This is a genomic window from Paeniglutamicibacter sp. NPDC091659, from assembly GCF_044756805.1.
GTDB lineage: Bacteria > Actinomycetota > Actinomycetes > Actinomycetales > Micrococcaceae > Paeniglutamicibacter.
In genome coordinates this window covers 12,175-32,620 of sequence record NZ_JBIVTO010000018.1, presented here as the reverse complement: position 1 = coordinate 32,620, position 20,446 = coordinate 12,175, and the positions used below count along the sequence as shown (strand labels likewise).

Below are 20,446 nucleotides of genomic sequence, written 5' to 3'. Positions count from 1 at the left end.
TAAGTTGGGCAGAGCAGTGATAGTTCAGGATATACGTTCTATAGATGGTGGCGGCTTTCAAGCCGTTTTGCCGGTTTCTGAGACCTCAGTGGCGGCCGGGTACCCGTCGCCGGCCCAGGACTATTTTTTGGGGTCCATCAACCTCAGTGAGCACCTGATCCATGACTCCACCAGCACGTTCATTGTGCGGGTGTCTGGGCATTCCATGCAGGGCGCGGGGATCTCCGATGGGGATGAGCTGATCGTGAATAGGGCGCGGAATCCTGTTGATGGATCCGTGGTGGTGGCCATCCTGGATGGGGAGATGACGGTCAAGCGACTGCGCCTCACTCCGCGTGGTGTGGTCCTGCAGGCCGAAAACCCGGACTACCCGGATCTGGCTGTGGGGGAGTTGGCATCCCTGACGATTTGGGGAGTGGCCGAAAAATGCATTCACCACCTTTAGTGCGCGGAATTGCATCTGATGCAGGTTCGCCTAGCCAGGAGTACATCGGGCTGGTCGATGCGAACTGCTTCTATGTGAGTTGCGAACGATCCTTCGACCCCACCTTGAGGGGTACCGCCACGCTCGTGCTTTCCAATAACGACGGTTGTGCGGTGGCCTTGTCCCCGGAGGCCAAGGCCCTGGGCATCACGTTGGGGGAGCCGTGGTTCAAGCTGAAGGCGAGGCCCGATTTGGCTCACGTCGTGGCCCGATCCAGCAACTACGAGCTCTACGGAAGTATGAGCGCGAAAATGATGTCTCTGCTGGAGCGCTTCAGTTCCTGGGTCGACGTGTACAGCATCGACGAAGCCTTCATCGGTTTGCGGGGATCGTTGGAGGACCTTCGGCGGGTTGCCCACGAAATCAAGGACGCCATCATGCAGCACCTGGGGCTGCCGGTCTGTGTGGGCATCGGGGTGACGAAGACGATCGCGAAGCTCGCGAACCGTGCCTCGAAAAAGTTCGCTCACCTCAACGGCGTCTGTATCTGGGATGCAGTACCCGTTGAAGACCGGGAGTCGTTGCTCGGGCGCCTGCCCGTGGTCGAGCTGTGGGGCGTGGGGGTACGCCTGACCAAGAGACTGAACGCCCTGGGTATCTGGACCATGAAGGACCTGCGGGACGCCGATGCGGTGATGATCCGCAACCGGTTCTCGGTCGTGCTGATGCGCACGGTGCTGGAACTGCGGGGGATCCCCTGCATCCCGCTGGAGGAAGAGCATGAAATCAAGGACCAGCTCATTTTCAGCCGCTCGTTCTCCAACCCGATCACCAACACCCACGAGATGGAGCAGGTCATGGGCGTCTATGCCCAGCAGGCCTCGGCCCGGCTGCACAAGCACAACCGGCAGGCTCGCGTATTGACGGCTTGGGCGATGACGAGCCATTTCAACGCCAACCAGTCCCACAGCCCTGCGGTAACGGTCGCGCTGCCGGGGTCGACCTCGGATCCTCTGCTGCTCACCCGGGCGGCCAAGGAGTTGCTGCCGCAGATCCTGGACGGGGTGAAATACGCCCGGGCCGGGGTTGTGGTGACCGATCTTCGCCCCGTGGGGGCGCAGCCCACGTTCGATCCGTTCGTCAACCAGCACGAGGCCAAGGAAATTGGCCCGTTGATCCAGAAGATCAAGCAACGCCATGGGGCCGGCGCGGTGGGCCTGGGTCTGGCGGGCCTGAAGGCCGGCCCGCAGTGGGAGATGAAGCGGGAGATGATGTCCCCGCGTTACACCACGCACTGGCATGAGCTGCTGGTTGTTAAAGCATGTTGAGCACTTGCATGTGAGTTCGCTACTTTTCAAGTCGAATGGTGCTGACTAACGAATGTGCGCTCAGTGAAAGTGTGATTTAGCCCCTCGACAGGAAGTCTTCAATTTGGGCGAGAAACGATATAACCTTAGTTATAGGAGGTTTTGAGATGAGTGTTTCAGCAGTGTTGCAGGATGATTTGGCCGTTGCCGTTCGGTTGAGAAACCGTGAGGTGATTGACCACCAGGATTTTTTGCGTGCGATTCACCGAGCGTCGAAACACGCGACGCAGGTTGAGATTGCGAAACGTCTGGGTATCTCTCAGCCGGCGGTTTCTAAAGTGTTGAAGTCTGCTGCCAAGGTTGCGGATCCGGTTGCTGGTTTTTCGGGTGCAACCCCGTTTGAAATTGCGCAGCGGTTCGCGGCAGGGGAGCTTACCCGTGCGGAGGTGCTCGATGAGCTTGGCCGCTGGGACTACGCGCCCTTGGATGAAACTGATGGTTACGACTCGCTGTTGGTTAATGGTCCGGGAACGACGAACGATATTGCCCGGGCGCGTCGGGCAAACCTGATCGACTGGGAACTTTATGAAGAGATCCTGGGACGGGTCGAAGCAAGGCTTGCCGACTAGTGTCGCCGGTGGATATTAGCGAGCACAGAGAAAGCATTCGTATTTTGGCACGTGATGGTGGGCCACTTTCGCCGTCGAGTCCGAACGCGACGATGAACAATCCGCAGTGGTTCTTCGGCGGCCAACAGCCGCGCGCGGTGCGCGGTCGCATGCACGATGAATTGTTGGAGGAGTATCGTTCGCGTTTTCCCGAGGTGCGTTCGGAGCGTCGTGCGCTGGTGTTGGCGGGGCCGCCGGGTGCTGGTAAGACGACGGCTTTGAAAACGGATGCGAGCCACCATGCGGCGCATTGGTTGAAGATTGATGCCGATGAGTTCAAGGTTCTTTTGCTGTCGAGGGCTCTTGAAGATGGCAGCTACGAGGGTTTCATTAAGCCGCAGGCGGTGAAGGATCTTGAAGCCCAGGGCGACCGGTTCAATCCCTTGGAGCTCGCGTCTTTGGTTCATGCGGAATCGTCGTATCTAGCTGAGGCCTTGCGTGAGATGGCGATTGAAGATGGTCTGAACGTCGTCATTGATTCTGTGCTTTCGAAGCCTGAGAAGGCCGTTGAGCTGGGTGCGCAGTTGGCGGCTGCCGGGTACACCGTAGATGTGCTGCACGTCGAGGTTCCGTTTGAATTGTCGGCTGCCCAGATCGAGAAACGTTGGCAGGAAGCGCACAAGGAGTCGAAGCTGGATCCGAATAGTTTGGGTGGTCGGTGGGTTCCGAGTGAGTATGCGCGCGATGTTTTTGATGGAAAGAACGGGCGTTCTAAGTCTCAGGAATCGGCTATTGCCTTGGCTAACCAGTGCGATTCAGTGGTGAGTTTCCGACGTTTCTACCGTGCATCGGAAGATGCTAAGCCTGTCTTGGAAGTGCACATGAAAAGGGCGGAGCCTGGGGCACCGCTTGTGGATGCCCAAGTTCACCAGGCGAGCCGGGTGGCGGGCATGATGATTCCATCGAAGCCTGCTCTTGGTAGATTCCGTGATGCTTCCGGTCCGTCAAGAGATTCGGGTTTCGGACGCTAGTCCTATCAACAATTGCTGTTAGTTGTATACCCAAGAATCCCCAACACTTTGTGTTGGGGATTCTTTTTGTGCCCGTGATTTCAGAGGCCGTGCACATTGCCTGGTAGCAACAGGCGAGTGAACCAAGTGTGGTGACCTGGGCATTGTGTGCGGGTGGTCGGCTTGGGTCCCGGCGTCCATCATGTGTGCGGGAAAAGACCGAAGGAAATTTCTTTTGCCGTGCCCATGTGGGCGCGGGGCTTTCTGAGGTTCCCACGTGTTCTTTGCGTTTGCTGTGTTGTCGCCGGCTTGGGAGGGCCGGCGACAACACGGTCGAGAAAGTTTGTTAGTTGGTTGCGTATGGGCTGCGTGCGGTGGACGTGGACTTAAAGTCCGGCAGTGGTGGAAGTTTTTCGTCCTGGTCGGCCACGGGCCGCGGCGGAAGTACGACTGGTTTGGCGTCTTCCTGCTGTTCGGTATCGGTGGCCGGGTTGGCCGCCGTGGATTTGCGGCGCGTGGTCTTGGCCCGCTTTCCGGGTTCAGTGATACCAACTTTTTTGAGTTCTTCAATCGTCCAGCCGACGCGCTGCGCGTTGGCGTAGAGACGTGTGTCTTCGCGTTCGGCGTCGGCGAGTTCGTTCCTCAGGCGGGTTGAGTTGTCGCGTGCCTTTGCGAGATCCCGAATGACTTGGATGCGATCTTCGAGCAACTGGCGTGCGATTGATTCGACTTCTGACGTGTTGATTTCGGAGCTCATGAAGTGAATTCTAGCGTGCGCGATACACGATCTTTTTGCGTTCCAGTGGTGCGTCGCCAAGTTTCACCCAGTTGCGTTGCGACATGACACGGTGGACGCGCATTTTCTGTCGCAGGCTCCCTGTAATGCGCGGCGCTTTGCCTCGCTCGCGGACTCGCGTTGATGGCTGCCGGTCGCGGGCTCTCGGCAGCGGGAATCGGAGCACCGGCGGAGCAAGCTAGTGTATATGGTGCCCATATACGCTTTTCCTTCGCTTTGTCGCGCTTCGGTGTGCAACACTTGGTGTGTTGACTCCCCATTTTGGGGTCGCTGCGCTGGGCTTAAGGGAAGAGGGATTGGTGGATCAGAGTTCTGATCAGGTGACACCGAAGCGTCGTCTTTTGGTGCGGCAGACCCGTGTTCCTGGTCAGCCGCGACCGTTCATACACAAGGTTCGTGTGAGTGCTGCGCAGGAGGAGATGTTGTTGCATCTTTCCGAGAAAATGGGTGACCTGAGTATTCCGAAGCTTATGGTCCAGTCCACGTTGATGGGTGGGTCTGAGAACCTGCACAATGCGAAGCATCTTTCGGCTGAGTTGATGCGAATTTCTCGTCTGTTGGGCCGGGTGTCTGTGAATGTTAACCAGATAGCGCGTGCGACCAATGCGACGGGGGAGTTGCAGTCTGATACGCAGGCGACGTTGGCGGCCATGCGCCGGGTGACTGAACGTATTGATGAAATGTTGGACAAGATTAACGGGCCGCTCTGATGATTCCGAATATCACGCGGGGCAAGAAGATCACTGGTGTTGTCCGCTATTTGGTGGATAAGAATTCTGTGCGTGAGGGGCGAACGGGCAACGTTCATGAGAGCCCGCATGTGGTCGGCGGGGATGCTTTTCTTCAGGCTTTTTATGGTTCCGAGGAACTTGATGCAACGGCGGCTGATGAGATTGCTGCGTATCTTGACGAGCCTCGCAAAGAGTTTGATGTTTCTGTTCAGGAGCGGATTCGGGAGTTTGATAAGGACAAGAACGAGTTCGTTTCTGGCGGCTTTCGTGATGCTCATGTGTGGCACTGTTCGCTGAGTTTGCCTGCCGAAGATGGCAAACTCAGTAATGAGCGTTGGGCCGAGATTACCCAGGACTTTATGGACGGGATGGGTTTCACGGAGGCGAGCGGTAAGGCTCCAATTCGCTGGGTTGCTATCCATCACGGAGAGTCTGCCAATGGAAATGACCATGTCCATATCGCTGCTGTGCTGGTGCGCGAAGACGGTACAAAGGCATCGGTTTTTCAGGACCAAATTACCGCGCAAAGGGTTTCGAGAGAGATTGAACAGAAGTACGGCCTGACGCAGGTCAACGTCCGTGGGATGGCTGAGCGCGGTGAGAAGCCGGCCGAGCAGCGCATGGCCAAGGAAGCGGGTTTGGATCGTACGGCGGCGAAGGAAATTGCCGGCCGTGTGCGTTCGGCTGCGGAGGCGTCGGTGACCGAGGATGAGTGGATTCGTCGTGTCCGTCAGGCCGGGGTTGTCATCAAGCCTCGCTTTGCGCGGGGGAGTACCGATGTTGTTGTTGGTTATTCCGCTTCGCTCCAGCCTTCGGAATACGGGGGCCGTTTTGCGTTCTACGGTGGTGGCAAACTGGGTAAGGATTTGTCCCTGGCCAGCGTGCGCGAACGTTTTGGTGCACCCACGGTGGACCAGGCGCAAGCTGCGTCGCGGGAATGGCAGGCGGCGTTCCGTGGCCAACGCCCGGTGGAGACTTCGGGACGCGAAATGCGCCAGCTCAAGGCCGAGGTTGATCGGAAGTACATCAAGGAAGGGCTGTCGCTGAATGAGCGGCTGTCTCGGACCAGTTTCGATGACAATGTTGCCTGGTCTCGTGCCGCCGGGGATGTTTCGGCGTCGTTGAATGCGTGGGCGAAGTTTGACCCTGATAACCGGAAAAACTTGAAGGAAGCTGCGGATGTTCTTTCAAAGACGGCACAGTACCGGCCGCACCAGGGGGAGCGTCAAGCTGCCCCGAGGCGCGACCGCGGCACTGGCACGGCCATGCTGTTCTTGCAGCAACGTACCGGAGGAAAGGGCGCGGTTGCCGGTCAGGCCATGATGCGTCAGATGATCCAAACGGCGTCCGCCATTAGCAAGTATCACCGTGCTAACCGTGACTACCGTGAGGCGGAGCGTGTGTACAAGATGGCGGTTGAAAAGTTGCAGGCCGTTGACCTGACCGGGTACCGGCAGCTCGCACAGCCGGCCCCTGATGTGGGGAAGATGAGCGAAGCCCAACGAGCCCGCCACGTTTCCGGAATCGGTCTTGCGCCAGGACCGTTAGTGCTTCAGGAAAAGGGTGCAGGGGATTCCAAGACCGGTGAGCTGTTACCCAAGAAGCTGACTCGTTACCAGCCCCCGGTTCGGAACCAGCCGGACCGAGGGCGCTAAACAGAAGGAGGACCGTTCATGTCCAGTGAAGACCCGATTGAAGAGGCGCACGGCATTTCTGTCATGCTCTCGTCTTCGGCCATGCGTGGAGGCGAAGTCCTCCTGCAACAGCTACGCGAGCGAAAGATGGATGCAGATCGGAAGTTGCAGGAGCAGACCCGCGAACTGCAACAACGGTTCGAGCAGGAATCAAAGGCCGCGCATGTGGTGCTCTCCCGGGCTTCCAAGTCCGAGGACTGGATGAAGACGGCAGAGCGCACCGACATTGCCAATGCCTGGCGCATGGCCCAGGAATGGAAAGAGGCCGACCCGGAGCGGTTTGCCCCGATCGCCGATAAGCTCACGACGAATTTTGATCACATGTTTTCAACGAAGATCGCTCACGATGGACAAGACCCGATGACGCGGTTGGCCGCGGCCGAGGACATGGTTGATCATGTTGATTCGTTTCGTGCGCAAGCTCAGCTTGAGGAAGAAGCGGCCGTTGAACACCGCGCCACTGCTGATGCGGAATTGACGAATGTGGCGGAGGGAATCGAATTACCTGACGTTGGGTTTGCGGCGGCTGGGGAAGAAATTTCGGTGGCCACCGCCCACGAAGAATCCGCTGACGTTGCCACATCGAAGATGAACGCGGTCGAGGTGGATGCTGCCAACAAATTGAAATTGGGGTACGACAGCGTTGAAGCCCGAGCCGATCGCGATGCCCGAATGAAGGCAGCCGGCGTTGATCCGGAATCTCTCAAGGCGAAGTCAATTGCGGACACCATGAACCCGAACCATCCGGTTGATACCTTGCGTCGGAGCGGCGGCAAGAAGGTTAAGCCGCAAAATAAGTCGTCTCAGCGTTCGACGCCCAGGACAAAGAACACTGAGCTGAGTAGGTAGTCTGAATTTCTCCATCATGAAACTAGGTCACTGCACTCTCTATGTGTAGAGCGGGTGAGATCCATTTTTTAGTGCGCTAGTTTTTCATTCGCTTTAGCGTTCTGCCCATAGCCCATGTGTGGTGGTTCGTGGGCGTGGTTTCTGCGAGTTTCCACGCCTTTCCTGCTTGCCAATTTCATCTCCGTTGCCGGCATGCAGGCTGCGTAAGGGCCCCGCGCCTCCCAAGTCGCGGGGCCCTTACCTTTGCCCTGGTTCTTCTGGATTCCTACTCGGCAAACTCGCTGTCTCCGTCCCGGTACGGGGACGGCGTTTGAACCACCTCGAGAACATCGGTGATGGGTGCGAGATCCGTTGAGGGATTGGGCCTGTCCATGGTTGGATCTTCCAGCCCCTCCGCTATTTGTTTGGTGGGCAAGGGAAGATCCGGGGTGTGTCTGTCCTTTTCGGGGTCGCATTTGCTGAAAGGCCCTTTGTCGGGATCCATCAGTTCCGCCATGCAGGGGTCCAGGTGCTGGTTCCACCAGACTGATTGGCCGAGAGGTCCTTTGTAGCGTAGGTCTTCATAGGCCAGCCACAGTGCTTGTAACCGGGCCAACGCTTCGGTGTGCTTGAACCACTCGGCGCACCACCGGTTGTTTTGGGTGACCCTGCGTGCGTAGGCATGTACGAGGTATTCGGAGACGAACTGGTACACGCTGGTAAAGAGCGGTTCCTTCTTGGCCCGGTTTTGCTTTTGGTCCTGGTGCTGTTCAGCCATCTCCACCATGACATCTTCAAAGAGCGCATCCAACGCTCTTTCTGATTCCGCATCCATGCTCAGGACGCCGCTATCGCCGGATCATACTTGAGGCGGGACGCTTCAACGATCTGGGCGTGTTTGGTGTCAAAGAACGGAACGCTTTGCACCAACATGGGAGGCAGACCCGAGTAGAAGATGACCATTCGGAACCGTGGCAGTTCACGCAATTCCGATTCGGTGAGGATGCGTTTGACTTCAACGCTGCGGCTGCGGGATCGGCCGCCTCGTCCGTTGCTGCTTTCGGAAAAACTGATGCGTTCGTAGTCACCAATGAAGAGGCTCATCCGGCGCATGAACGTCTCGTCTTCAAAGCCTCCGCCGTAGACCTTCACGTTTGCCGCGTCCCAGAGCTTTTGCATTCCTTCTTTGCCCCACACCAATTCACCCTGAACCCAGTTTTGCAGAATTGTCAGAATGATGATTCCCCGAGATCCGTAGTGGGAATACTTGGAGTCGAGCTGGTGGATCTTGCAAATGTTTGCGGCCTCATCGAGGACGCAAATCAAGGGGATGGCCAGGCGGCCGCCCGGAGATTCGGTGGCCAGGTTTTCTGCTGCTTCCATGACCGCGCTGGTGAGTGCCGCGACAATGGGTCCGCCGGATCCGTGTCCTTCCTGAGACAGGAGGTACAGGGTCCCGGCGCCGTTGTTCACGAAGTGATCTGGGTGGAACTCCTTCACGCCGGGCGAAGGGGAGACCCAGCGCATTAGTTCGTCGTTCAGCAGGAACGACATCATGGCACGTGCCGTGTCATAGACACCGGCACGCTGCTTGTCCGGCAGTGTGGAGAGGTTGCGCAGTGAGGCCGCATGGCCGACATGGCCACGTTCCTTGAGAATGTCGGCGGGTTTGGAATCGGTGGGATCAGTGATCCATTCGTGAAGGTCGATCAGGTGCCCCCCGTGCAGGCTGGCCGCGAACAGGAACAACGCCACCAGGTGTTCTGCGGAGCCATCAAAGTATGCGTCCCGCTTGGCCCCGGCATCACGTCCTGCGGTTGCGAGTTGCAGAGACAGTTTTTCGGCTTGCGTCCACGAGGTGACGTAGGAAATAGGATTCCACCACCAGTCGGGTTGGTGTTTCGCAATGCCCTGTGGGTCAAAGATCCACACGGTTCCCGCCTGTTCCCTGGCCAGACGGGTCAGGTCAAGGAGATCTCGTTTGTTCGAGGTGGCCACAACGGCTCCAGGCGCCTCCAAAATGGCGGGGATCGCCCGACTGGTTGTCTTGCCGCGGCGTGGTCCCCAAATATCCAGGTGCATGTCCTCGAAGGAAGCAAAGATCGGTTGCGAGGCCGGCAAAACCTTGCCCAGCAAAACCCCGGGGGTCTTTCCGTCTGCGCCGAGTCTTTTGGCTTTGGCTCTCATGCGCGATTCGCTGAGTTCGGCAATGTCCTTGCCCCGGCCCATGAATTGTGCGGACTTGTCGCCGCGCTGGCGAGTGGCCTTCTTCTTGCTGACTTTCGCAGCAATCAAGAAAACCAGAGTGAGTAGCAGGCCCCAAAGTGCCACAGCAACAACGGTGGCGGCCGTGGACCACTGGATGTCGCCTGCCATCAGACCCAAAGCCAGCGTGAGTGGATTATTCACTGGTCGCGGCCTTCCATTGATCAGGGACGCGCAATGAAGAGCCACCCAGAGAGTGCCTCCGATGGAGATGGCTGCCCCGACCAGGACGCCTACGAGGATCAACATATCACCGTCGGTTCGTGCGTTTATGCGATGGTCCTTAACCACGGTTCGTTCCTTCCATGACTAGTGCGTGAGCCGCCTCCGTGCGCGAATTTTTGTTCTCTCGTTCGCCACCGACCCAGCGGGCATTGGTATCGTGCAAATCCAACTCGGTTTGAGTGAGCTTCACCTGAACCTGGATGCCCGCCCGGTCACCCACTTTGATCAGGAACTTGCCGGCCCCGGGGGGAGGTGTCGGGCGCAGTTCCCCGGTTTTGGTGTCGCGCACCAATTTTGGTGCCCACCCTGGGGGAGTGTTCCATCCGGCTACCCGGTCGATTTCCTTCTCCGTCATCGGTTTCACGTCCGAGAGCGCACGCAGGTCTTCTTTGGCAAGCCCGGCGGTGGCCACGATGCCGCTGCGTTCTGTGAACCCCAGGGCCTTTACCGCGTCGGCCTGGCTTGCCATCGACTTCTGGTCCTTGGGCGTGTGGGCAATGTAGAGGTTCCCGACGCCTTCGTTGCGGTTCAAGCGGGTCAACCCGTCGAGCCTGTCCACGAGCTGCGCGCCACCGATCCTGAGCGGTCGCCACATCTCGTCCATGACGATGAGGTAGTGCTTTTGTGGTCCCTTGCCCGCGTCGGCCAGCGCGTTGGCCGCCTCAACGGATGCGTAGCCTTCGGACCACGTGGCCAGCAAGACGGCCGCAAGCAAGTCATCGCTTTGTTGATGAAGGGCACTGATGTCAATGCTGACCGCCGGGGCGTCCAAGGGCAGGCGCTGGGTGGTTTGCCCGTTGAAGATCTTTCCAAAGGTGTCACCGATCAATGAGTTCATCGACAGAAGCAACTTCTTGGCCGCTTCCTGGTATTCGGTGAGGTTGGAAACCAGGATGCAGGTCATGAGTTCTTCGGTGGGATCAGCCAACAGCTCGCAGAGTTCTTCGAGCACCGGGGGAAGCGTAATTCCTGCTGCGCGGCGGGAATCGAAGAGATGGTTCACAGCCCGTGAAACAAGGGCTGATTCCCAGTCCTCAAGCGTGCCTTTGCGCAAGAGCTGAAGGAGCGTCACGACGAGGTTAGCTGCTCGCTGCTGGGCAATGTAGCGCAGGGAATCGCCCTTTTCGCCGCCGATCAAATCTGCTGCTTCCAACAAGGAACCTTGGTCCAAGACGTTGAGTCGCTGCCCTTCGCCTAGGCGGACGACCTTCCCGCCGAGGGCTTCAATAAGCCGCGAGTAGTCCGGCTTGAGGTCGCCCAGAACCAAGGGCACGATGCCGGTGTATGCCAAACCCAAAATGAGGCGTTCCGCCAGTGATGATTTCCCCAGCCCGGGTGCCCCGTAGATCATCATCGACGGGTTGGAAATCAGCCCTCCGAAGAACCACGCCATGGGGTCGCAGCTGACTGTTGCACCCGTTTCCATGTCTTGTCCGACGGGGACACCGATACTTGGGCGGGAAGACCCGCCGGCAAAGGGCCAGAATCCACACACTTGGGATGACGGGGCACGGAAAGAGGGCGGCATCGGCAGCGGCCCGAACCCTTTGGGCTCCGAGGCAGCAGACGCCTTGCGCTTGGGCGAAGCGGCGACGGTGGACTTCTTGCTTCGTTTTCCAGAAGCTCGCGTTGTCAGTTTCAAATCATTTCCCGAATCTTGGAAGGGATGAGGCTGTGTTCCCAGGGCACGAAACCCACCGGGAGCGTGGTGGCGAATGCGGCGGCTTGGGACCCGAAGGACTTCCGGATGCGGAAGGGGATCGACCCCGATTGCGTCAGGATGGTTGCCTCTGCCTGGGGCAGGTCTTCCTCGTTGGCCACGGTGGCGGTGATCAGCACTGAAAAGCGGACCAGCGCCGATCCGGCGGCGACTTCTTGGCGGGTTTGTTCGGTGGCGCGCATGATTCGTTGGTTGGCGGCCGAGACTTTCTTTTTGGTTCCCGAAGCCAGGAATGTCGCTGTCTGGGCGTCGCGTTCGGCAACGCTTGCGGATTCGTCCGGTGAATGCGGACGGTAGATCAACGCAACCCGTTTGCGGACAAAATCATTGTGGGGACGGGAAACCCCTGCCAGCGCCAGTTCCCGAATTGCAGAGCGCGGCGGAGAAACCATCTCGTAGGTCACCGAGAGGCCCGAGTCATGACGGAACGAGGCCCACAAATCGTGGGAGGCCACTGGACCGGCGTCGTGCCAGTCCACAGGGTTGTCGATGCCTTTCATCTCGGCTTCCTCCAAGTACCGTTGCGCGTCGGGGTCATAGGCCGCGCGAACGATTTGCGGGAGCTGGGAGGCAGTGAGCATTTCCACGGAACCGCCGCCGGCAGCTTGTGCCTGGCCGATGATCGTTGGCACTTTTCGCGACAACTCGGACATGATGTCCTCGAACTTGTTGCGTCGTGACAGAAGCCGGCCCTTGAACGTGAGCTCGATGTAGGTGACGTTTTCGGAGTCTGTTGCCGGGTAAGTTGCCAGGCATTCCTCCATCACGGCCGTAGCCAAGGCCGGAGCGCCGGCCGCACGGGAGGAACGAACATGGGTCTTGAGGCGGCCGCCGTGGTCGGGGGCCGTGTCAATGATGGCTTTGCCACACACCAATGCTGGCTCGGCACCCATGGAGGAGAGCATGAAACCGTACTGGCCAACCCAATGGTCGAGGCGGTCTTGCGGCTGTAGTGCTGGGCCGTCCGAGACGCACCGGGCAACCACCGTGAAGTATCCGCCGTTGTGTGGATTTTCGAGGACGGCAAACCGGTTTCCCATCGGGTCGATCCGGTCGTGAAGCCGCATCTTGCCGATTGCGCCGGGAAGCCGAAGTTCAGGGTTCTTGTTCTTGGAAAACACGCCACTCCTAAAATGGTGCTCATTTTCGACGGTATGCAGTGAGAATCGGATCTGGTGGGTCAGGGCCTTGCCCAAGGGCGTGGTGAAACCGATCAGGATTGCAAAAATCCCCAGGATGACCACAGCCGGTGTTGGACCTGCGAGCATGAGTGCAAAGAGCGCGCAAATAACGGCGGCAAACAAGAGGACTGATCCGAGTAGGCCGAAGCCGGGGATGCCGGGGGAACGTTGCAGGATCCAGTTCCCGTAGGACCGGCGTACCGGTGTGTGGTCGGTGCTCATGCGGTGTCCTCCAATGCTCCAGAAGCCTGGTTATGGCCTTCGGTGGCCAGGTGTTTGCCGGTTTGTGCGGCTTGTATGTATCCAGCGAAGTTCGTTCCGGCCGAGTCCGCTTCCGCAGCCCCCGACGCACCACCAGTCGTTGGGGCGCTGGAAGGCGGTGAAGAGATCGGCGAGGCAGGGTTTTCCCCGTCCATCTGGGCTCCACTGGCACCGCTGTGCGGAGTGCTTTCCGGTAGGTTCAGGCCACCGCCAATCCCAGAGCTGTTTGGACCGGCAGATTGGGTCCCGGAACTATCCGATCCGGTGCTTTCATTGCCGGACTGCCCGCTGGCCCCGCTGGTGGGTGGAAGGCCGCCAGATGGCCCGCCTGTGCTGCCGTGCGAGGTTGCGCCCGCTCCACTGCCCGCGGCAGATTCACTCGTGGCGGCGGTGCTTGCTGCCCCGGAAGCACTTGCCCCGGCACCGCTCGCAGCAGCACCGCCCGCGCCCGCGCTGGCTCCACTCGCAGCAGCACCACCAGCACCCGCGAATCCAGCGGCACCGCCGGTAACGGCAATTGCCCCGACCGCAGCGGCCGCGCCTGCTGCCCCGAGCACCATACCCGCGGCGTTGCCCATGGACATTGCTCCCGCAGCGGGCACACAAATCTTGATCAGGGCCGGCATCGCGACAATCGCCAAGATCATCAGGAACATGCCTGAGAGCTGGGTCGGCAGGTCGTTCTCACTGCCCACCATCTTGAAGGTGAGCGCATAAATGGTGGCGGCCACGGGTAGATAAAGGACAAAGGCGATGCACCACCCCAGCGCCTTGGTGAAGGAGTCCTTTGACGATGCAGCCAGCACGGGGAGCACGCCAGCCAGGAGAACGAGGATCCCCTGAGCGGCGAGCACCAAGCCGAACTGGACAATCTGAATGATGATCATCAGCAGGGCCATGATCAGCAAGAGTCCTGGCACTGAAACCATGGACGTGAAGACCACCGTTTCGCTCAAATTGATGTCTGTTTGTTCAATGATCCACGTCTTATACATGGAACCGATTTCCAGGCCCAAGGTGATAAACGTTGTTGCCGTAAGAGTCGTGATGAGCACCCTGGCCATGGTTTGCCCCGCCGACCTCAAGTGCGTCATGTCGGCTGTGACGGCGAGCTTTCCCGCCGCGATCAACAGGGAAAGCACCGCGGCGGCCATCACAAAATACTTCGTGACACCTTGCAGCCACATCGCCGGACTATCGGCCGAAACAAGATCCGGGACCGGAACATTCATCCACGAGGTGGTGAGTTCCTTGATGACCCATTCCGCAGCGTTCTTGAACGACTCGGCCATGGACTCCAAGGCACTGTTGCCGATCGCGCCGACAACATTTCCGACCCCTTCACGCCCCATGCAAACGAGGTCCCCTTGTGCGCATGCCATTACTTGGTCCACCACTCAACGTAGTCACCTTGGGGTTCCTCGTGGGAACACCCGCTCGAGAGGTTACCGTTATTCTGGAGGACCATTTTCCAGTCCCCGTTCTGCCACTGCATTTTGGCGCTACAAACATAGGGGCGTAGCAATTCTTTGTCGTAGAGGTACCAGCTCAGGTCGGCGTAGTTATCGGTGTATCCGTCGATGACAATTCCCCGGTATTCACCGTCGTTGGTTTGCGGGATCGTTGGCATTCCATCGGCCAGCAGGGCTTTGGTGCCGGTTTCATTCACCGTTTGATAGGTGGCTATTTGCGTCCAGGCTGCTTTGCTTTCGGCGAGTCCTCCCAACTGAAACGTCAGGTTGTTCATGGCGAGCAGAGCGCCCTCGGGCGTGCGTGCGTAGCAGGACCAGACGCCGTTCTCCATGCGGCCCGGGCCGGCGGTCTTGGAAACACCCAGCTTGCGGCCCTTGCTTTCCTGCCACTTGATTTGATTCACAAAGTCCTTATCCGGCAGGTCTACAGACCCGCCGGATAAGCCGCAGGATGACTCGTACGTTTCCACCTGTTCTGGAGCGGCGTTCTGTTGGCCCGTCGGAGTCTCGCTGATTCCGACTACGTTCGATGGCCCGGCCTCGGGGGGCCGGTTCAGTAGAAGGGCCACCACCAACACGAGAGCCAAGATGGCCACTATTCCGCCCGTGATCACAAGAGTCTTTTGACGGAACCAAGCATTGCGGTTACCCATCGGCCAACCCGCCTTTCCTAGAAATGATGGTCAGAAACGACCTGGTTTAGAAGAAGAATCCGGCGATGGCCGAGGCCGAGCCAGCGATGAGGCAAGCGATCAAAACGCCCATAAGACCCTTCAACTTTTCGCCCAGTTCGCCGTTTCGGTGCGCCAAGGCCATGGAACCAGCCACGATCAAAACGCCCAGAACGCAAGCGGCCGTCACGAAAAAGAAGACCAGGCCCAGACCCTCATTGACCTTCTTGGTGAGATCGTCCGGGACATTGCCAATGGTTGGTTCTGGCACCTTGGCCGCGAGGAAATTCAAGGCTTTGAGCTGAGCTGTAAGTAGCATTTCTAACTTTCTTGTTTGACCAAGGCCAAGACGGCCTCAGTGGTTTTGTTCAGGAGCGGTGAGCCCTGAAACGGGTTTTCACGCCAAGCGGGAATCCACGGCACGGTGTGCACCTGTGGCACGACGCCGGAGAGCTCACGAATGCGGCGAGCCAAGGGTCGGGGTGTCCGGCCTGGTGCATCGGCCATGACCACCAGTGCCACCACCCGAACGCTGGGGATCTGGTTGGCCACCCACTGATGCAGCATCCGCCCCGCTGCATCGAGGCCGGCTCGATTGGAACGGCAGACCAGCGCTACCTCAGCAGGCCACCCCAGAAGCGGGTTCGGCCACGATTGGGAAAGAGCAACACCGATATTCGTTGCCCGCTCAAGTGATGTCGCCCCCGAACCGCCGTGGCACCCGAGCCACGTCAAAGGCTGCCCCAGGACCGGGCAAGGAAGCCGGGTCGATGGGGTGGGCGCAAGAGCCCGTGGAGATGCCCCGATAGGCAGGGGGTCAATAGCGCCCTTGTCTTCCGGCTCATCCACTTCTTCGTTTGAGGGCAGGATCGCCGGAATTGACCAGGGCTCTACTTCCGGCTCGGTTAGCATGCGCATCCTCCAGTTCGACTCCACATTTGATGCATTAAAGCGATCCTAACAGCATTTATAGTGCTCCAAAGTATTTTTAGATACCTAAAAATGGTTCAAACTGATTTTTAGGTACCTAAAAATACCTGAAAAGGCTTGAAAATGGCTTTTTGTGTTTTGAGTTGCTACGGTTACGCAAGAATCGATCCTTCAACAGGCAAAAGGTTAGGAAACTGCATATGATGAACGGTGATGAGCGAACAACGAATTACCGCAGCGGAATACGACCAACTTCCCGAGCTGGTCAACGCCGAGGAAGTGGCCAGGATGCTGGACTCCAACGCGGTCCAAGTCACGCGGTGGGCAGCGGACGGAGTCATACCCGGGCGCAAGATCGGCCGCACCTGGTTCTTCTCGAAATCGGCGCTGGAAGCTCTCGTGAAGCAACCCGCATCCGCAGCGCAAACCTCAAAGTCGTCGGTGCTAACCGATGACACACAGGACGCTCCCGCCCTCATCGAAGAATGAGCTAAACGAAACTCACACCACCACCAGTTCCCCGAGGGAACCGGAACCGGTACGTGAGCCTCCCACGGCCGAGGATGTAGCAAAGCTTCCTGAAATCCTGGACAAGGACCAAGCTGCCTGGCTGATGCGGATGACCCCGCGTCAGATACTCTTGGCAACCCGTCGCGGCGACATCACCGTCACCAAAATCGGCCACAGCATGCTCTATTCCAAGTCCAAGCTTTTGGCCATGGTCACCGGAGACGCGCCCTCGTGAGCGAAGGCGGCGGCAGCGGTTTGGGTTGCGCGCTGACTGGGCTTGCAGGAATGTTCGTGCTGGTCCTGGCCCTGCCCTTGGGCGGAGCCATGATCTCCAGCGCAAACCAAACCACCGCAGATACCCCGCAAGCCGGCGGAGGGGCATTCAATTCGTCCACGGTCCCCGCCGACTACGTTGGAGCGCTGAAAGCGGCCGGCACCCGGTGCGAAGCAATATCTACCCCACTGCTCGCTGCCCAAATCAAGCAAGAATCTGGCTTCAACGCCAACGCCACCAGCCCGGTCGGGGCCATGGGCCCGAGCCAGTTCATGCCCGGAACCTGGGCAATGTATGGCAAGGACTACAACGGCAACGGCGTTGCCTCTGCACGGGAAATCGAAGACGCGGTGGGGTCGCAAGCCGACTACATGTGCACGTTATCCAAGATTGTGGCTGGCTATGTTGAGCGTGGGCAGGCCAGCGGTGACTTCACTGAACTCACTCTGGCTGCATACAACGCAGGCCCGGGCAATGTGCTGACTTTTGGGGGCATCCCTCCGTTCGCCGAAACGCAGGGCTACGTGCGAAAGATCATTGACTCCAGCGCCAACTACATGGACCAGAGCGTGGTCCTGGCCGGTGGTGGCGCCTCCAATGAGATCGCAACTGCGACGGGTGCAGCGATTGTCGCCCACGCCCAGAAATTTCTTGGCACACGCTATGCCTGGGGAGGCGGCACCTTCACCGGCCCCAGCTACGGCATCGGCAGTGGTTCAGGAACCCACGGGTTCGACTGTTCAGGGCTCACGCTCTATGCCGTCTACCAAGCAACCGGGAAGAAGCTCCCGCACGCCGCACGAATCCAGCGCACCATGGGGACCCCCGTTTCACGCGCCGACATGCAACCGGGCGACCTCATAGCCTTTCGCAATTCGTCGGGAAACTGGCACCACATCGGGATCTATTACGGGAACGGGAAGATGCTCCACGCGCCCAACCCCAGCACGGTGGTCAAGATCATCGACCTCAACGGAAGCTACTACGAGAAGGAAACATGGGAAATTCGCCGCATCACCTAAACAAATGCACCGGTATGGCCCTCATGCTTCTCTTGCTCGCGGGGTGCGCGCAATCCCCGGCCGCTGAGACGACAGCAGCGGAGACGACCGCGCAGATACAAGAGCTGGAATCCCTCACGGTCCCGGCCGGCGCGTCGGGCAAACCCAGAGGCCAGATCGCAGCGAATCCCAAGACAGCATCCGACGTGGCCTTGACCGCCACCCAGACCATGTTCACCTATGACAGCCGGTTCGACCTTTCCCCGGCAGACGCATCCCGGCGTGCGGCCCCGTGGCTTTCGCCGGTCCTGGCAAAAGCCACGTCAACCGAACGCCCTGGCGGTGGCGGGGCGACATGGAATGAGATGGCCAGCCACGACGGATACACCAGCGTCACCGTGGAACTGGGCGAAGACGACTCGTTCAACGACACCGAAAGTTCCGTGTCACGACAGGTCATAGCCACGATCAGTTACCACGGCAAGAACAACTGGAGTATTCCCGACGAAACCCAAATCCTCTTTCTCACACTCACAAAAACCAGCGGATCCTGGCACGTATCCGCCCTGACGAACGGATAGCAACATGGCCAAGAAACCCCCATATGTGCCCCAGTTCCCTGTGGTCATCGCCAAAATTTCAGACCACGAAGTCACTGTGAATGGCGAGTCAATCGACCTCAATGGAACCCCGCCGCACCAGGCAGTGATCAGTCATATTGCCCTGACCTGCGCCAAACCGTTAGATCGCCCGATCCGGGTCCTTGCCACCGATCCCAGCGGCACCACTCGGCTGATCGTGAACCCGGACGGAACGACCACAGACATTGAACGGGCGGAAGAACAAAAGGCCGCAGCACCAGATGCCCGGATACTCATTCCGGCAACGCCGGCACTTGCTGCCACGCTCGAAGTAAACCACCTCGAAAACAACACCGTCACCGGAACCCTCTCGAATACCGAAACAGGCTCCGTCGAAACGGCCCTTGCAGTATCCCCCGAGGAATTCCGCAACCATGCCATCGCAGAAGCAGCCCAAGTGGCCCAGTCGCTTTCTCGCCCGATCCGCCTGCATCTGCTTGAAGAAGGAAACTCCACGGTACTTGCCGTACACCCAGACGCCTACACCCAGCAGATGGCGGCGGACGGCACCTTGGGGCCGGTACAAGCATACGAAGCTACCGTTGTCGCAGAAGATTTGGTACGCGAAACAGAAGTCGAGCCGGCACCGGCCCTTGTTGCGGTCCCCCCACGGCCAGAACTTCCCCCGGTGCTTCCAACTGAAGCAGTACCCGTGGAGTCTGACCATGCTGAGATTTTAGGTGTCCATTATGTGCCCGACTCGGAACAGGATCAAAAGAAGGATTTCCCCACTCGTAGGGCACTGATTATCGGAGGGGCGGCGGCATTGCTGCTGGGTGCAGGAACGGTTGCCCTCAACAGCCTGAGAGACGGACACACCAATGAAGCGTCCGCCCCAGTGGATGCGCCCACACCCTCGTCGACGCCAACACCAGCGCCGCAACCTCCGGTGCAAGGGTTCAGCGTTGAACCAGCCTGGACAACCCAGCTCACCCAAAACAAGCCAGCCTTTTCACGCGATGGAAAGTACCTGGCCATGAAAACCGACGAAGCCACGGTGGACATCATCGACGCCGGGAACGGGAAGAAAATTGCGTCCTTGAACAGCGCCCGAACCTTCAACTCGGATGCAATCGCCACCGGCAAAGGCGGGTTCGCAGCAGTCATCAATACCGCCGAGAAAGGCCCGCGGCTCTTGACCTGGGCACCGGGAGCAAAGGTCCAAGAGCACGACGTACCCGCTATGCACAGCATCATCACCCGCAACGGCCGCGTCTTCATCTCCGACAATATCCCCAACCTGGGGTCCGCCAAGAAAACCTACGCTCTAGACGGGAATGCGCTCACAACCTTCGTGGGGCCGGGGCCGGGGCCGGCACCAATCACCCTGACCAGCGACGCACACATGCTGTGGGCGTCATTGGACGGCAAAAAGGTTCCTTCCCTGATCAAGGCCACCCGCAAAGGCAAGATTGCCCGCGAGGTGAAGGTCAGGCTTCCCGCCAAAGGAGCTTCCATCACCCAATGGGCGGCATGCAGTGACACCCACTTGCTGATGCTCTGGCAGACCACCCAAAAGAAGATTGCCACCCTTCATTCCGTGGGAACAGGAAAAATCACCGCCACCCAGGAATACAAAAGTGCCGAGGGCGAGCGGCTGAACATTCGACTGTCATTGAGCGGAAACGCAGCCTACTTCGCTGAAATATGGGCTGATCTGGAAACCGGAAAATTCACGGCCCCCACGGGAACCCCCAAAGAGTTCGACACCCTTACCTTCATCCCTGGAGGATGCCAGTTCACCACCGGCACCGAGGAAACCCTCTGGGGAACCAACGGCAAAACCCGCGCACTGCCCTTTGGCAGCAACGCCATAGCTGTCACCGACAATGCGGTGTTCCTTCAACAAGGCACAACACTGTCGGTGCATCCCACAACACCCACCAACTAGAGATAG

21 protein-coding genes are annotated in these 20,446 nt (G+C 58.8%); 12 read left to right on the top strand and 9 right to left on the bottom strand.

Annotated elements, in window-relative coordinates; translation table 11 throughout:
* Positions 1 to 16 precede the first annotated feature (16 nt).
* From ACIQLF_RS21085 to ACIQLF_RS21070, 4 genes are all read left to right on the top strand, one after another.
* Positions 17 to 445: a LexA family protein gene (locus ACIQLF_RS21085; protein ID WP_400302985.1), complete on the top strand. Its 429-nt coding sequence runs from the start codon at positions 17 to 19 to the stop codon at positions 443 to 445.
* Entirely contained in the window at positions 427 to 1,752 is a 1,326-nt protein-coding gene (locus ACIQLF_RS21080; RefSeq protein WP_400302982.1) for a Y-family DNA polymerase, read from the top strand. Before ACIQLF_RS21085 ends, ACIQLF_RS21080 begins: the two co-directional genes overlap by 19 nt.
* A gap of 146 nt (positions 1,753 to 1,898) precedes the next feature.
* A complete protein-coding gene (locus ACIQLF_RS21075; protein WP_400302979.1) occupies positions 1,899 to 2,360 on the top strand; it encodes a MarR family transcriptional regulator in 462 nt (153 codons plus the stop codon).
* Positions 2,360 to 3,370: a zeta toxin family protein gene (locus ACIQLF_RS21070; RefSeq protein WP_400302976.1), complete on the top strand. Its 1,011-nt coding sequence runs from the start codon at positions 2,360 to 2,362 to the stop codon at positions 3,368 to 3,370. The genes ACIQLF_RS21075 and ACIQLF_RS21070 overlap by 1 nt, the downstream gene beginning before the upstream one ends.
* Positions 3,371 to 3,695: 325 nt before the next feature.
* Here the strand turns inward: ACIQLF_RS21070 and ACIQLF_RS21065 are convergent, their stop codons facing one another.
* A complete protein-coding gene (locus tag ACIQLF_RS21065) occupies positions 3,696 to 4,106 on the bottom strand; it encodes a hypothetical protein (protein WP_400302974.1) in 411 nt (136 codons plus the stop codon).
* 287 nt (positions 4,107 to 4,393) lie between these two features.
* Between ACIQLF_RS21065 and ACIQLF_RS21060 the strand changes: the two genes are divergently transcribed.
* The 3 genes from ACIQLF_RS21060 to ACIQLF_RS21050 are packed head-to-tail and all read left to right on the top strand — an operon-like array spanning position 4,394 to position 7,419.
* Entirely contained in the window at positions 4,394 to 4,855 is a 462-nt protein-coding gene (locus tag ACIQLF_RS21060; RefSeq protein ID WP_400302971.1) for a MobC family plasmid mobilization relaxosome protein, read from the top strand.
* Entirely contained in the window at positions 4,855 to 6,531 is a 1,677-nt protein-coding gene (locus ACIQLF_RS21055; protein ID WP_400302968.1) for a relaxase/mobilization nuclease domain-containing protein, read from the top strand. The genes ACIQLF_RS21060 and ACIQLF_RS21055 overlap by 1 nt, the downstream gene beginning before the upstream one ends.
* An 18-nt stretch (positions 6,532 to 6,549) precedes the next feature.
* The gene (locus ACIQLF_RS21050) at positions 6,550 to 7,419 is read left to right on the top strand and encodes a hypothetical protein (RefSeq protein ID WP_400302965.1); all 870 of its coding nucleotides are present in this window, start codon (positions 6,550 to 6,552) and stop codon (positions 7,417 to 7,419) included.
* Between the two features lie 265 nt (positions 7,420 to 7,684).
* Here ACIQLF_RS21050 and ACIQLF_RS21045 read toward each other — a convergent pair whose 3' ends face one another.
* The 8 genes from ACIQLF_RS21045 to ACIQLF_RS21010 form a co-directional block, all read right to left on the bottom strand.
* The gene (locus ACIQLF_RS21045) at positions 7,685 to 8,233 is read right to left on the bottom strand and encodes a DUF4913 domain-containing protein (RefSeq protein WP_400302962.1); all 549 of its coding nucleotides are present in this window, start codon (positions 8,231 to 8,233) and stop codon (positions 7,685 to 7,687) included.
* 2 nt (positions 8,234 to 8,235) lie between these two features.
* On the bottom strand, positions 8,236 to 9,807 hold the full coding sequence (locus ACIQLF_RS21040) for a type IV secretory system conjugative DNA transfer family protein (RefSeq protein ID WP_400302960.1): 1,572 nt from the start codon (positions 9,805 to 9,807) through the stop codon (positions 8,236 to 8,238).
* 139 nt (positions 9,808 to 9,946) lie between these two features.
* On the bottom strand, positions 9,947 to 11,314 hold the full coding sequence (locus ACIQLF_RS21035; protein WP_400302957.1) for an ATP/GTP-binding protein: 1,368 nt from the start codon (positions 11,312 to 11,314) through the stop codon (positions 9,947 to 9,949).
* Between the two features lie 212 nt (positions 11,315 to 11,526).
* Positions 11,527 to 13,011: an SCO6880 family protein gene (locus tag ACIQLF_RS21030; protein WP_400302955.1), complete on the bottom strand. Its 1,485-nt coding sequence runs from the start codon at positions 13,009 to 13,011 to the stop codon at positions 11,527 to 11,529.
* On the bottom strand, positions 13,008 to 14,342 hold the full coding sequence (locus tag ACIQLF_RS21025; protein ID WP_400302952.1) for a hypothetical protein: 1,335 nt from the start codon (positions 14,340 to 14,342) through the stop codon (positions 13,008 to 13,010). Before ACIQLF_RS21025 ends, ACIQLF_RS21030 begins: the two co-directional genes overlap by 4 nt.
* Before the next feature lie 89 nt (positions 14,343 to 14,431).
* On the bottom strand, positions 14,432 to 15,175 hold the full coding sequence (locus tag ACIQLF_RS21020; protein ID WP_400302950.1) for a hypothetical protein: 744 nt from the start codon (positions 15,173 to 15,175) through the stop codon (positions 14,432 to 14,434).
* 46 nt (positions 15,176 to 15,221) lie between these two features.
* Positions 15,222 to 15,512, bottom strand: a complete 291-nt coding sequence (locus ACIQLF_RS21015) for a hypothetical protein (RefSeq protein WP_400302947.1) — start codon at positions 15,510 to 15,512, stop codon at positions 15,222 to 15,224.
* Between the two features lie 2 nt (positions 15,513 to 15,514).
* Positions 15,515 to 16,105 carry a DUF6668 family protein gene (locus ACIQLF_RS21010; protein ID WP_400302944.1) on the bottom strand — a complete coding sequence of 197 codons (591 nt, stop codon included), beginning with the start codon at positions 16,103 to 16,105 and terminating at the stop codon, positions 15,515 to 15,517.
* A 231-nt stretch (positions 16,106 to 16,336) separates the two neighbouring features.
* Between ACIQLF_RS21010 and ACIQLF_RS21005 the strand changes: the two genes are divergently transcribed.
* The 5 genes from ACIQLF_RS21005 to ACIQLF_RS20985 all read left to right on the top strand — a co-directional run bounded on the left by ACIQLF_RS21005 (position 16,337) and on the right by ACIQLF_RS20985 (position 20,440).
* Positions 16,337 to 16,612 carry a helix-turn-helix domain-containing protein gene (locus tag ACIQLF_RS21005; RefSeq protein ID WP_400302941.1) on the top strand — a complete coding sequence of 92 codons (276 nt, stop codon included), beginning with the start codon at positions 16,337 to 16,339 and terminating at the stop codon, positions 16,610 to 16,612.
* A gap of 130 nt (positions 16,613 to 16,742) precedes the next feature.
* Entirely contained in the window at positions 16,743 to 16,868 is a 126-nt protein-coding gene (locus ACIQLF_RS21000; RefSeq protein ID WP_400302938.1) for a hypothetical protein, read from the top strand.
* Positions 16,865 to 17,929 (top strand): NlpC/P60 family protein, encoded by a 1,065-nt coding sequence (locus tag ACIQLF_RS20995; protein ID WP_400302935.1) that lies wholly within the window; start codon positions 16,865 to 16,867, stop codon positions 17,927 to 17,929. The genes ACIQLF_RS21000 and ACIQLF_RS20995 overlap by 4 nt, the downstream gene beginning before the upstream one ends.
* A gap of 14 nt (positions 17,930 to 17,943) precedes the next feature.
* A complete protein-coding gene (locus tag ACIQLF_RS20990; protein ID WP_400302933.1) occupies positions 17,944 to 18,489 on the top strand; it encodes a hypothetical protein in 546 nt (181 codons plus the stop codon).
* 4 nt (positions 18,490 to 18,493) lie between these two features.
* Entirely contained in the window at positions 18,494 to 20,440 is a 1,947-nt protein-coding gene (locus tag ACIQLF_RS20985) for a hypothetical protein (protein ID WP_400302930.1), read from the top strand.
* The last annotated feature ends 6 nt before the right edge of the window (positions 20,441 to 20,446 follow it).